Origin of the sequence: Saccharospirillum sp. MSK14-1, assembly GCF_003054965.1 — a bacterium.
In the GTDB taxonomy this organism is placed as follows: Bacteria; Pseudomonadota; Gammaproteobacteria; order Pseudomonadales; family Natronospirillaceae; genus Saccharospirillum.
Window position 1 is genome coordinate 100016 of the sequence record NZ_MIES01000033.1, and the last position, 13207, is coordinate 113222.

Consider the following 13207-nt stretch of genomic DNA (forward strand, 5'->3'; position numbering starts at 1 on the left):
AAAAACCGCACTCGAAAGTGCGGTTTTTTGAGTGACTCAATCGTGAAAATGACAAGCCACCTGATGCGTCCCCGCGGCGTAATCCAGCGACGGATTCTGGTCGGCGCACTTTGCCTGAGCTTTCGGGCAGCGGGTGCGGAACACACAGCCGGACGGTGGATTGATCGGTGAGGGCAAGTCGCCTTCGATCAGGATGATGTCCTTGTTGCGTTCGATCTTCGGGTCCGGAATGGGCACCGCGGAGATCAATGCCTGGGTGTATGGATGACGCGGTTGGTCGTAGAGATCTTTGGCGTCGGCGAGCTCCATGACATTGCCCAGATAAAGCACCATGATGCGCGTGGATATGTGTTTGACCACGCTCAGATCGTGCGCAATAAAGATCAGCGACAAGCCCATCTTCTTCTGTAATTCCATCAGCAGGTTCACTACCTGCGCCTGAATCGATACATCCAAAGCCGAGACGGGTTCATCGCAGATGATCAGTTTTGGCTTCAGGATCAGTGCCCGGGCAATACCAATACGCTGACACTGACCACCGGAGAATTCGTGCGGGTAGCGATTCACCTGGTTGGGCAGCAGACCAACGGTTTTCATCATCTCCTGCACTTTGGCCTGAACTTCCGCCTGCGGCATTTTCGGGAAATGCGTGCGCAGTGGCTCAGCGATGATCTGGCCGATGGTCATGCGCGGGTTCAGCGATGCCAGCGGGTCCTGGAAGATCATCTGGATGTCTTTGCGGTGCGCACGCATCTGGCGGTCTTTCAGCGGAGCCAGGTCCTGGCCGAGCCAAACAATTTCACCGGTTTCAACGGGTAACATGCGGATGACTGCTCGAGCCAGCGTCGACTTACCGCAACCGGATTCACCCACAATGCCCAGCGTTTCGCCTTCGTACAGATCGAATGAAACGTTGTTCACCGCTTTCAGTTTTTTCGGTTGGGTCCAGGGCATAGCGCCTTTGGCGTGGATGTCGAACTGGACTTTCAGGTCCTTGACCGACAGCAGTTTTTTCTTCGCTTCGCTCATCGTAAGGCCTCCGGTTCGAAGTGGCAGGCACGTTGCCGGTTCAGACTATTTTGCGCCGTTAATTCAGGCATTACCTGGGCACAATGGTCGTTAGCATGCGGGCAACGTGGCTGGAATGGACAGCCGACTGGCATGTCGAGCATGTTCGGTGGGTTGCCGGGAATGGTCAGCAGTTCATCGCTGGCCTGATCCAGACGCGGGATGGCCTTGAGCAGCCCTTGGGTATAGGGATGGCTGGGTGCGTCGAACACCGCTTCGGTATCGCCGTACTCCATGACTCGGCCGCCGTACATCACCAGCGTGCGTTCGCAGGCGCCGGCAACGACACCGAGATCGTGGGTGATCAGCATGATGGCGGTGCCAAACTCTTTTTGCAGATCGGCCAGCAGCGTCATGATTTGCGCTTGGACGGTCACGTCGAGTGCGGTGGTGGGTTCGTCGGCAATCAGCAAACGCGGGCGCAGCAGCAGCGCCATGGCGATCATCACGCGTTGCCGCATGCCGCCGGAGAATTCGTGCGGGTACATGTGAATGCGATTGCGCGCTTCGGGAATGCGCACCGCATCCAGCATGCGGATAGCTTCGTCCAGGGCGTCTTTTTGCGACAGGCCTTTATGATGACGCAGCACCTCGGTGAGTTGCTGGCTGACTTTCATAAAGGGGTTCAGCGAGGTCATCGGGTCCTGGAAGATCATGCTGATCTGATCGGCACGGATGTGATTCAACTCCGGCTCCGGCAGATTCAGAATCTCCCGGCCATCAAACTGCACGCTGCCTTCGGCGCGGCCATTGCGCGCCAGCAGGCCCATGATGGAGAAGGCGGTCTGGCTTTTACCCGAGCCGGATTCGCCGACAATCGCCAGTGTTTCACCGGCGTCGAGATGGAAGTTCAGGCCGTTAACAGCGCACACATCGCCATCGAGAGTATCGAAGCGTACGCACAGGTCGTTTACGGTTAATAGACTCATAATTCGTTGCCTTAGCGGTCTTTCGGGTCGAGGGCGTCACGGAGCCCATCGCCGATGAAAAACAGACTGGTCAGAGTGGCGATAAAGAAACCCAGAGGAAAAGCCAATTGCCAAATAGTGCCGTAGCGCATGGTTCCAGCGCCTTGATCAATCAAAGCACCCCAAGAGGTCATCGGTTCTTGGACGCCTAAACCGAGGAATGAAATAAACGACTCGGTCAGAATCATCTGAGGGATTAAGAGGGTGGCAAAGACAACCACCACGCCCATCAGGTTAGGCACGATGTGTCGGCGCACAATGGTCATAGACGTCAGGCCAGTGGCGACAGCGGCTTCAATAAACTCTTTGTTTTTCAGTGACAGTGTCTGGCCGCGAACGATCCGCGCCATATCCATCCAGGAGATCAGGCCGATTCCGATAAACAACAGTTCTATGCGTTTACCGAATGCGACGAGTAACAAAATCAAGAAAAACATATAAGGAATGGACATCATGATGTCGACAAAACGCATCATTAAGTTGTCTAGATGCCCTCCAAAATACCCAGCGACGGCGCCATAGAGGGTGCCAATAAAGACAGCAATCGCAGCACCAATTATACCGACGGCTAGGGAAATTTTACTGCCAAGTGCAACACGGGCGAACATGTCGCGTCCTTGCTCATCGGTACCAAAATAGTGGCCGGTTGCGATCGAAGGCGCTTGCAGACTGTCGTCTTTAAGGGCTTCCCAATCGATCTTGCTGTACTCCCACTCCGATACAAAAGGAGCACCGAAGGCAAATAAGAAGATGACGATCAATACAGCAAGGCTCGTCATGGCGGCTTTGTTTTTTGTAAAGCGAGCCATCGCCGTAGCCCAGAGACTGCGGCCGGAAACGTCATCGGCCGCCACATTTTCGGCCAATTTGGCCGTTTTCTTGGATATAAACAACATGAAATAAAGCCCTCAGAGCCGGATCTTGGGGTCGATCCAGGCGTAGAGAATATCGACGATGGTGTTGAACAGAATGGTCAGTGCACCCAACAGGATGGTGACGCCCATAATCACGGAATAGTCACGGTTCAGCGCTGCGTTAACGAAGTAAGCGCCGATGCCTCCGGTGGTGAAATAGACATCAATAATGACCGAGCCGGTGATCATGACCACGAAGGTTGGGCCCAGATAAGACAGCACCGGTAACATGGCCGGTTTCAGCGCGTGGCGAAACAGAATGTGTCGGAATGGCATGCCTTTGGCGCGGGCAGTACGGATGTAATTGGCGTTCAACACTTCGAGCATGCTCGAACGGGTGATGCGGGCGATGCTGGCCAGGAAGCTGGTGCCCAGCGCAATGACCGGCAAAATGATGTATTCGATCTGACCACCGCGCCAGCCGCCGCCGGGCAGCCAGCCCAGATGCAGAGTGAATACCAGGACCAGTATGGGCGCCATGACGAAGTTGGGTAACACCTGGCCGACAATGGCAAAGCCGACCGCGAAATAGTCGCCTTTGGTGTTGTGTTTGAGCGCGGCTATGACCCCGAGGGAAATCCCCAAAACAACGGCAAACACAAAGGCCCAGAAACCGTAGGTCAGGGTGACAGGGAAGCCGCTCTCGATCATGTCGTTGACGCTCCGGTCCTTAAATTTATAGGACGGGCCGAAATCAAAATCGGTAACGATGTTGTAGATGTAGGTGCCGATCTGCTGATAAAGCGGTCGGTCCAGGCCGTATTTGGCCTCAATATTGGCCATGACTTCCGGCGGCAGGGGCTTTTCGCTGTTGAACGGGCCGCCTGGGGCCGAGTGCATCATGATGAAGGAAATGACGATCAGGACCAGCAGTGTCGGTATCGCGACACCCAGTCTTCTGATGATGAAGTTGATCATGCTGTTAGCCTGCTGAAAAAAACGCCGCCTATTCTACTAAAGTCCTACTCCAGCTTTCGAACATTCCTTCGGATACGCAGAGACACTGCGCCGTAAAGCTATGCAAACAAGGGTTAATCACGGATCAGGTGGCGGAAGGTCTTTCTTTATAGGAAAGGCACCGCCACTAGGGCGGTGCCGGACTTAGAACGCTAGTCGATCAATGCTCAACAATGTACAGCTCACGGCTGTAAGTGTTCTGTTGAACATCGTCGTAGCGCCAGCCTTTAACGTACGGCTTCAGCATGAAGACTTCGGTGTAGTGATAAACCGGAGCATTCGGCATGTCGTCGGCGATCAGGTGTTCCATCTCAGTGTAGTTTTCGCTCGGATCGGCCATGGTTTTGGCTTCGGCAGACAGGCGATCGTACTCTTCAGAAACGTAGTTGGCGTCGTTGTAGCCAGACTCAGACTGCATCAGGTCCAGGAAGGTAGACGCTTCGTTGTAGTCACCACACCAGGCGCCACGGGCCACTTCAAAATTGCCATCGCTACGGGTCGTGAGGAAGGTCTGCCATTCTTGGTTAGCCAGTGTGGCTTGAACGCCGAGCTTTTCTTGCCACATGGCAGAAACGGCAACGGCGATGGAGCGGTGGCTTTCTGAGCTGTTGAACAGCAGCTCAAAGCTCAGCGGATTTTCCGGGCCATAACCGGCTTCAGCCATCAGGCGCTTGGCTTCGGCGTCACGCTCTTCTTGAGTCATGGTGGCGAAGTCAACGGTCGGCGGAGTGAAGCCTGCTGTCAGTTCCGGTGTGAAGGTGTAAGCCGGGAACTGGCCACCCTGGGTGACGTTCTCAACAACGATGTTGCGGTCGATGGCATAAGACAGGGCTTTACGAACACGGACGTCATCAAACGGCTCAACATCGTTGTTAAAGATGTAGTAGTAGTTACACAGCGCCGGTACCGCGTGGGCTTGTTCCGGAGTCTGCTGTTCCAGGCGTGGATACTGACCTGCCGGGATGTCAGTTTTGTCCAGCTCGCCCGCTTCATAACGAGTCAGGCCCTGGTTTTCGTCGTTGATCACATAGGCTTCAACGCGATCGATCAGGTTTTCGTCGTTGTTCCAGTATTCGGGGTTGCGCTCCAGCACAGTGCGCTCACCGATGACGTATTCGGTCAGGGTGAAGGCGCCGTTACCTACCAGGTTGCCCGGGCGGGTCCACTCGGTGCCGTGCTCGTCAATCACCCACTGCGGTGACGGGAAAGTGGTGGAGTGCATGACCATCTGCGGGAAGTAAGGCAGCGGACGCTCCAGGTTGACTTCCAGAGTCTGGTCGTCAATGGCAGTCACACCCAGCTCTTCACCCGGCAGTTCGCCTTCAAGAACGGCATCAACATTTTCGATGGCCATCAGTGACATATACCAGGCGTAAGGAGAGGCCAATTCCGGATCAACGGCACGGCGCCAGGCGTAAACGAAGTCGCCTGCGGTGACCGCGTTGCCATCAGACCATTTGGCGTCATCACGCAGATGGAATGTCCAGGTCTGGTTGTTATTGGAGGATTCGTAACGCTCAGCAACGCCAGGAGAAGGGTTGCCGTCTTTGTCGGCATTCAGCAGACCTTCAAAGAGGTCGCGTGAGATATAGGAGCCGTCAACGTCTTCAACCACTTGCGGGTCGAAGGAAGAAATTTCGTCTAGAGCCTGATAGCGGAAAACCTGTTCAGCGGCCAAGGCTTCACCGGTAACCGGGTGAGTGGCGGCAGGGCTGGATTGTGCGGTGTCAGTTTCTGTTGTGGACTCTTCGTCACTTGAGCAACCGGCCAGGGCAACACCTGCGATCAACGCAGCTGCCAGGCTCAGTCGCCAATGTTCAGCGATGGGTTTCATGGATGATCCTCTTTATGGTGACTGACGACTGCCAGCCTCTTGTGAAGGCCAGCAATTGAAACAAGAACGGGTTGGCCAAATAAGCCAACCCGTCCAATGGAAAGCAGAGAAAGTGTCATATCTTTTCAAAAACATCAACGATGTTTTTCATATTCTACAACCATCGGGCCGATGTGGGTCCGAAATCGGTTTCAGGTGGCATTATACCGGTTTTTTTGCAGACGATGGGCGATGATGTAAACAATCAAAAAGGCACTCTTTTCGGACAGGAATGACACCGAAGATTGTCCTTTGCTCTGTCTTGGTGCGTGATGTTATTGCGATTCTGCTTCCATGGCTTCGATCAATTTACTGAGTTCTCGCTGCAGTGCATCCGCATCGCCCAGGTTTACTTCTACCAGTCGACGCAGGTGTGACGCCGTGTCAACATCCATGGACAGGATGCTAAGGCCACACGCTTGGCGCTGTGGATGGACGTAGGCGACGCTGATTTCCATCTGCATTTCGACATCGCCCTGATCGAGGCGAATGTTAAGTTCACCCGTTTGACCGGTCTCGATGTGAGTGGCGCCTTCGTTCAACATAACCAAAGCACCTTTCAGGCTGATGTCGCGCAGCACGCCGGGGTATTGCACCTTATCGAACACCAGAGAAACCCGGGCGTCGAAGCTGATGCGCTGAAAACGGCGTTGTTCATTAGTCATCAAGACTTCCTCTGAAGGTATTGAAAACACTATAGTTGGCGCGCATCTAGGGCGCAACGCGAGGCCGGTGGTCTGGCGAACCTCATTTTCGACTGTCAGGAGTATCGACATGGCTCGATCTACCCAATTACCCGCGGCGGAAGACATACTGCCAGGCCGTTCTGAGCCGCTGGACGTGGATTTTCACCACATGGTGCTGGACATCGATATGCGCGAAACGCCACCTGGGTGTGAAGAAATATTGCTGGCCATGGGCTGTTTCTGGGGAGCAGAGCGTCATTTTTGGCAGGTGCCGGGCGTGGTGAATACCGCTGTCGGCTACGCCGGCGGAGCCACGCCCAACCCTACCTATGATGAAGTGTGCACCGGTCGTACGGGCCACACGGAGATTGTTCGAGTGGTGTACGACCCGGCGGTTTTGTCGTTGGAGAAATTGCTGAAGTCGTTCTGGGAAGCGCACGATCCGACTCAGGGTATGCGCCAGGGCAACGACATTGGCACTCAATACCGCTCAGCGGTATACGGGGATGAAGCTCAATTAGCCGTGGCGCGAGAATCCTCGGCGGTGTTCCAAAGCGAGTTGGATCGACTGGAAAAAGGGCCGATCACGACTGAGTTGGCGCCAAAGCCGACGTTCTACTTTGCCGAAACCTATCATCAGCAATATCTCTATAAGAACCCGCTGGGATATTGCGGCCTAAAAGGCACTGGCGCCGTCTGTCCACTTTAAGCGAAGGCCAGGCGCTGTATTTGATCGCGCAATACGGTGGCTTCGTGCCGAGCGGCGACGGCGAAATCGTCGCCGTTGCTGGCATAGATGACCGAACGCGATGCATTGATCATCAGTCCACGGCCAGGCGAGGTTTGGCCGTGACGAACCGTCCCTTCAAGATCCCCACCTTGAGCACCAATGCCCGGCACCAGTAAAGGTAAGTCGGGCGCTGCAGCGCGGATGAGCGCCATCTCTTCTGGAGCAGTCGCCCCGACCACCAGACACAGATTGCCGTACTTATTCCAGACTTCCTGGGCTTCGCGCGCAACATGGATATACAAGGGTTCGCCGTCGATCAACCGATCCTGAAAATCAGACGCGCTCGGGTTTGACGTTCGGCACAGGACAATCACGCCTTTATCTCGATGTTCGGCAAAGGGCATGACGGTGTCTGCACCCATATAAGGATTAACCGTTACCGCATCCGCGCCGTAATGCTCAAAGGCTTCGCGAGCGTACATGGCCGCGGTTGAGCCAATATCACCGCGCTTGGCGTCGAGAATGACCGGTATGCCGGGGTGCTGTTGCTTGATATAAGCGATGCTGGATTTCAGTTGGTCTTCGGCGGCTTCGGCGGCGTGGTGGGCAAATTGTGGTTTGAACGCGCACACCAGGTCGGCGGTGGCGTCAACGATGGCCCGGTTAAACCGGTCAATGGCATCGGGTTGGGATTGTAAGGTCGCCGGGAACCGATCTCGAAACGGATCAAGCCCAACGCACAGTTGAGTACCGGCCTGCCAGCGGGTTTGAAGTTGTTCAATAAACGTCATGCGGTATCCGATTGCTTAAAGCGTTTTAAAAAAGACTTTTGAATTGCGCTGATAGTTGTACAGCTGCTGCCGACCCGGTGGCAGTTCCTCAACGCCAGCCGGTTCAAAGCCGCGTTCAGCAAACCAGTGAGCGGTTTGAGTGGTTAATACAAAAAGTCGTTCGATGCGGGACTGACGGGCGCGTTTTTCCAGTGCTGCCACCAAAGCATCGCCACGGCCGGATTGCCGGTAGTCTGGATGCACGGCAACACAGGCCAATTCTGCGACGGCCGGGTCGGTATCGGCCATGGGGTAGAGCGCTGCGCAACCGACGATCATGCCGTCGCGTTCGTTGACGTAAAAATGGTCAATCTCGTTTTCCAGCTTCTCACGGTCGCGGCGCACGAGAATGCCGCGTTCTTCAAGTGGCTGTAATAAGGCCAGAATGCCATTGATATCGTCGGTACGGGCGGCGCGGAAAGTGTCGTAGCGATCGCGCGCGATTAAGGTGCCGACCCCATCGCGGGTAAATAATTCGGCAAGCAGAGCGCCGTCTTGCTGTCCATCAATGACATGGCAACGCCCAATGCCCGCATCACTGGCAGCCAGGGCCGCTTCTAATTCGCGGCTGCCTGCCTGATGGCGATCTGCTCGGCTCAGGCATTGGCTCAGCTCAAAGGCCGTTAATTCTTTCTGTTGATCCGTCAGCGCTAAGGGGTCGTCGCCAATAATCACGAGCTTATCGGCGTCCAGGCGGCGCGCCGTTTCGACCAGCAGATGATCTGGCGCCAGGTAAAAGACTTCGCCAGTGACCGAATAACCCAGCGGAGGCAACAGCACAATGTGGCCCTGATCCAGGTGGGCGCGAATGGCTTGGTGGTCGACACGCCGCACGCGGCCTTGCGCTTGTAAATCGCAGCCATCGACAACACCCGCAGGGCGGGCGGTTACAAAATTGCCGCCGATCACCCGAATGCGGGCGCCGTGCATGGGTGAGTTAGATAAGCCCTGAGTGAAGTGTGCTTCCAGCCGAGAGCGCCAGTGGCCAATGCGCGCCAGGATGTCGTCCATGGTCGCTGTATCAATCTGCGCTTCGCTGTCGAGCCGTACACCGGTAGCGTCTTCTGCATCGAAACCAATGACCAGTTTTAATCCCAGGCTGTTGAGCAATGCCAAGTCTGGGACCAGTGATTGAATCGCTGTTGAGTCCAACACCTTGCCGCGCAGCCAGATGACCGCAGTTTTACCGCGATAGGCATGTATGTAGGGCGCGCTGTTGCGGAAGAGTCGAACGAAATCGGTCAAGGGAAGGGGCCTCCTGTGTGAAGGCCCATGATAACGAATTCGGTGGAGACTAGGGAGACGCTAAAGCTAACGTTGTTGGAAGAATTCGCGTGAACCAAAGACCACCATCGTTTTACCTTTCACGCTGACCAGGCCTTGTTCTTCAAGGCTCTTCAAAACCCGACCAACCATTTCGCGCGAACAGCCGACGATGCGGCCAATTTCCTGGCGGGTGATTTTAATCTGCATGCCTTCTGGGTGAGTCATCGCGTCGGGCTGATGGCACAAGTCGAGGAGCGTGCGGGCAACCCGGCCGGTTACGTCCAAGAACGCCAGGTCACCGACTTTACGGGTGGTGGCGCGAAGGCGGCTGGCCATCTGCTCACCGATAAAGTACAGAATGCGGGCGTCATCGTGGGTGATCTCGCGGAACTTGTTATAGGAGATCTCCGCCACTTCACACTCGGTTTTGGTTTTAACCCAGGCGGAGCGTGTTTCCAGAGAATCAAACAATCCCAATTCACCGAAAAAATCACCGGTGTTGAGGTAGGACATGATCATCTCACGACCATCGTCGTCTTCAATGATGACGGAAACGGTGCCTTTGATGATGTAAAAAAGCGAGTCGCTCTTGTCGCCAGCATAAATCAAGGTGGTCTTGGACGGATAACGTCGGCGATGACATTGCGACAGGAAATAATCGAGATGAGGATGTTCGAGTGGCTGTTTGACCATAGTGCGAGTCGTTCCTGTGTTCGTATGGCCCGGGCGACCGCATGCTGACCGGGGCCTGGTGTCCCTAAAGTGGCCCTGTTGCTCGCGCAGAGTCAGGCCAGTCCAGGCTGAATAAATGATGGTATAAAAAACATAATGTCAAGGCATTATGGGCGATGGGCCTTTTATTGGCTATGGCTTGAACGAATTTGTCTCAAGACCATCCTGTCTGGGCCGACCGCTGTGGTAATCTTCGCCGACACGAGGTGTCGTTAACAGTGAGGAAAGTGAAAATTGAAGGCAAACATTCAATGGGCCGGTGAGAAGGCCTTCGAATATATCTCAGACAGTGGGCATCGTGGCTATATGGATGGCGCCGCTAAAGACGGCGGTGACAGTCGAGGCCCGAGCCCAATGGAAATGGTGTTGTGCGGTCTGGGTGGTTGCACCAGCTATGACGTGGTTAATATTCTGCGTAAGGGCCGTCAGGACGTGGTGGATTGTCAGGCGAAGCTGGAAGCCGAACGGGCCGATACCGTTCCTGCTGTTTTTACACGCATTCATGTTCATTTCATCGTCAGCGGTCATGATCTCAAAGTCAGTCAGGTTGAACGGGCGGTGAAATTATCGGCTGAAAAATATTGCTCGGCGTCGATGATGTTGGAAAAAGGAGGCGTTGAGATCACCCACAGTTTTGAGGTAGTAGAACTTTGATGCATTGTTTTAAGTCAGCCAGAACTGATCGTTGTGTGTTCAGCTTACTGTTCATCGGGGGTTTTCTGGATGACTGACGAACTGCGTTTGCACGGCTTTAATAATCTGACCAAGTCGTTGAGTTTTAATATTTACGACATTAACTACGCCAAGACCGAACAGCATCAGGACGAATACATTGCCTATATTGATGAGGTCTACAACGCTGATCGCCTGACTGATATTTTGACTCAGGTGACTGACATCATCGGCGCGAATGTCCTCAATGTTGCGCGTCAGGATTACGAACCACACGGTGCCAGTGTCACCATTTTAATTTCCGAATACCCGGTCGGCGGCAATGAAGATTACGCCGAGGCGTCACCTGGCCCAATGCCGGATGCCGTCGTTGGGCATCTCGATAAAAGCCACATTACCGTTCATACCTACCCGGAAAGTCATCCGGATAATGGCATCTCCACCTTCAGAGCCGACATCGATGTCAGTACCTGCGGTGTGATTTCGCCACTCAAAGCGCTGAATTTCCTGATTCACTCGTTTGACAGCGACATTGTCACGATGGATTACCGAGTGCGCGGTTTTACCCGGGATGTGGATGGCCGCAAGCACTACATTGATCACGAAATAAACTCTATCCAGAATTATTTGGCGCAGGACACTAAAGCTGCGTATGAAATGATCGATGTAAACATCTATCAGGAGAATATTTTCCATACCAAAATGCTGCTGAAAGACTTCAAACTCGATAATTATTTGTTTGGCAGCGGTGTGGAAGAGTTCCCGGAAGCCGAACAAAAACAGATTATGCAAGCGCTCTGGCGGGAGATGCAGGAGATCTTTTACTCGCGCAATATGAGTAACGGTCCGGGCCCGGCCTAAGTAAAGACTGACAAAACACTGACAAAGCAAGTAAAGTGTGATCTGAATCGCCAAACCGTGGTAGACCGGCCAGGCAAGGTAGGTAAACTGAGCAGGTGACCTTCGGCGGTGCAATGGAAGACCGCCAGTGGGCAACAACATAATAACGATAAGCCATTGTGGAGCGAACCGTCCTATGGGCCAGGAAATTGAACTGAAATTAAGCATCCAGACGGATGCGACGGCAGCGTTTAAAGCCCATCCCCTCTTGGCCGGGTTGGACAGCCGTTCGCAGTATCTGGAAAACCGCTATTTTGATACTGAGGATCAGCGTTTAACCGCTGCAGGTGCTGCCTTACGGATGCGTAAGTCGGCAGACCGCTGGGTTCAAACCCTCAAGACTCGAGGCTCCAACGTGGGCGGTCTGCATCAACGCGATGAATGGGAAGTTGAACGCGCTGATGGATCTCTGGATTTATCGTCACTGCCGGCGGACCAGTTGCCTGCTAATGTGACTGAGGCAGATTTAAAACCCTTATTTGCGACCCACTTTCATCGTCACCGTTGGTTGGTTTCTCACCAGAATGCCGACATCGAAGTCGTGCTGGATGAAGGCAAAATTCTGACTGAAACCCAGCAACAAGCCATCAGCGAAGTTGAGCTTGAACTGAAAAGCGGTGAGCTGCCAGCACTGTTGGATTTGGCCCTGAAATTCACTGAAAGTGTGCCCTTGGTACCCTCCGATTTGTCCAAGGCAGAACGTGGGTATCGGTTGCTCGACGGCAACGCCAGCTTAAACATTCCTTTACCGGCCATCGTTGCGCAGCAGAGTATGGAAAGTGCTTTTTGTGCCTTGATGGGTTATGAACTTGAGCGTTTGCAATCACACTGGGATCTGTTCTGGATCAGTCAGCAATGGCGCCATCTTCAGGCACTGTTGGTGACCTTGGGCAATATTCAAACCGAGATGGAATGGTTTGAAGATATTTTGCCCACGGAGCACAGCCAGCGGTTTACCGCCTGGGTCATTTGGCTGGAAGAAGCCATTCGTCCGCTGGTGTCTTGGTGGCCAGCCTGTTTTGCGCTCAGCCGCGATGCGCGCAGCGAACCCGAAAACATTGCTGTCAGCTTGCAGCAGGCTAAAGCGATTCGAGCTTTGAACGGCATAGAGGCGCTGGCTCGCAATCCCCGTTTTGGTCATACGCTGATGTCGATGACCAGCTGGTTGCATACGCGTGCCTGGCGATCAGAACAGGAAGCGCACCATCGCAGCGCCAGTGAAGAAGCCATCAGCGATGGTCTGGATCGTTCATTGTCGTCAGCGTGGCAGGCTTTTAACCCGGAGCAATTTGCCGGCAGTGCCAGTCACGCGCTGACGCAATACCCGGCAGTGCATCGCTTGCTGATGCTGTGTCAGTATTTCAATTCGCTCTACGGCGAGCAGCTGAATCACTATCAGGAAGAGTTGCAGGCGCTGGAAGATAACTTGTCTAAGTTGTCTGCCATTGATGTGGTCAGTCGACTGCGGGAATGGTTGGATGAGTTGCCAATGGAGCAGCAGGCGTCGGTCTATTCCTGGACACGTTCCAAACCGGTATTGCTGCGTGATATCAAGCAAATGGCTGGTCGTTTGTTCGATTCGCGCGAAGTGGCCGCTGCCCGCCTTTGATT

At 54.2% G+C, this 13207-nt stretch carries 13 protein-coding genes; 4 read left to right on the plus strand and 9 right to left on the minus strand.

Annotated features, from left to right (window positions below; all coding sequences use genetic code 11):
* Window positions 1-36: 36 nt before the first annotated feature.
* The 6 genes from oppF to BGP77_RS09460 form a co-directional block, all read right to left on the minus strand.
* On the minus strand, window positions 37-1029 hold the full coding sequence (gene oppF / locus BGP77_RS09435; RefSeq protein ID WP_108164500.1) for a murein tripeptide/oligopeptide ABC transporter ATP binding protein OppF: 993 nt from the start codon (window positions 1027-1029) through the stop codon (window positions 37-39).
* Window positions 1026-1997, minus strand: coding sequence for an oligopeptide/dipeptide ABC transporter ATP-binding protein (locus BGP77_RS09440; RefSeq protein ID WP_108164501.1), 972 nt, complete (start codon window positions 1995-1997; stop codon window positions 1026-1028). Before BGP77_RS09440 ends, oppF begins: the two co-directional genes overlap by 4 nt.
* Window positions 1998-2008: 11 nt before the next feature.
* Complete coding sequence (locus BGP77_RS09445; protein WP_108164502.1) at window positions 2009-2932, minus strand: ABC transporter permease subunit; 924 nt, start codon at window positions 2930-2932, stop codon at window positions 2009-2011.
* Between the two features lie 12 nt (window positions 2933-2944).
* On the minus strand, window positions 2945-3868 hold the full coding sequence (oppB, locus tag BGP77_RS09450) for an oligopeptide ABC transporter permease OppB (protein ID WP_108164503.1): 924 nt from the start codon (window positions 3866-3868) through the stop codon (window positions 2945-2947).
* Between the two features lie 199 nt (window positions 3869-4067).
* Window positions 4068-5741, minus strand: coding sequence for an ABC transporter substrate-binding protein (locus tag BGP77_RS09455; protein ID WP_108164504.1), 1674 nt, complete (start codon window positions 5739-5741; stop codon window positions 4068-4070).
* A gap of 314 nt (window positions 5742-6055) precedes the next feature.
* Complete coding sequence (locus BGP77_RS09460) at window positions 6056-6445, minus strand: PilZ domain-containing protein (RefSeq protein ID WP_158269332.1); 390 nt, start codon at window positions 6443-6445, stop codon at window positions 6056-6058.
* Window positions 6446-6554: 109 nt separating this feature from the next.
* Between BGP77_RS09460 and msrA the strand changes: the two genes are divergently transcribed.
* On the plus strand, window positions 6555-7175 hold the full coding sequence (msrA, locus tag BGP77_RS09465) for a peptide-methionine (S)-S-oxide reductase MsrA (RefSeq protein ID WP_108164506.1): 621 nt from the start codon (window positions 6555-6557) through the stop codon (window positions 7173-7175).
* Here the strand turns inward: msrA and pyrF are convergent.
* From pyrF to crp, 3 genes are all read right to left on the minus strand, one after another.
* Window positions 7172-7987 (minus strand): orotidine-5'-phosphate decarboxylase, encoded by an 816-nt coding sequence (gene pyrF / locus BGP77_RS09470; RefSeq protein ID WP_108164507.1) that lies wholly within the window; start codon window positions 7985-7987, stop codon window positions 7172-7174. The genes msrA and pyrF overlap by 4 nt on opposite strands.
* Before the next feature lie 15 nt (window positions 7988-8002).
* Window positions 8003-9271 (minus strand): amino-acid N-acetyltransferase, encoded by a 1269-nt coding sequence (argA, locus tag BGP77_RS09475; RefSeq protein WP_108164508.1) that lies wholly within the window; start codon window positions 9269-9271, stop codon window positions 8003-8005.
* Window positions 9272-9337: 66 nt separating this feature from the next.
* Window positions 9338-9985 (minus strand): cAMP-activated global transcriptional regulator CRP, encoded by a 648-nt coding sequence (gene crp / locus BGP77_RS09480; protein WP_108164509.1) that lies wholly within the window; start codon window positions 9983-9985, stop codon window positions 9338-9340.
* A 273-nt stretch (window positions 9986-10258) separates the two neighbouring features.
* Here crp and BGP77_RS09485 point away from each other — a divergent pair, with 273 nt between their 5' ends.
* From BGP77_RS09485 to BGP77_RS09495, 3 genes are all read left to right on the plus strand, one after another.
* Complete coding sequence (locus BGP77_RS09485) at window positions 10259-10678, plus strand: OsmC family protein (protein ID WP_108164510.1); 420 nt, start codon at window positions 10259-10261, stop codon at window positions 10676-10678.
* Between the two features lie 69 nt (window positions 10679-10747).
* Window positions 10748-11557 carry an adenosylmethionine decarboxylase gene (gene speD / locus BGP77_RS09490; RefSeq protein WP_108164511.1) on the plus strand — a complete coding sequence of 270 codons (810 nt, stop codon included), beginning with the start codon at window positions 10748-10750 and terminating at the stop codon, window positions 11555-11557.
* A 175-nt stretch (window positions 11558-11732) separates the two neighbouring features.
* Window positions 11733-13205: an inorganic triphosphatase gene (locus BGP77_RS09495; protein ID WP_108164512.1), complete on the plus strand. Its 1473-nt coding sequence runs from the start codon at window positions 11733-11735 to the stop codon at window positions 13203-13205.
* Window positions 13206-13207: the final 2 nt, after the last annotated feature.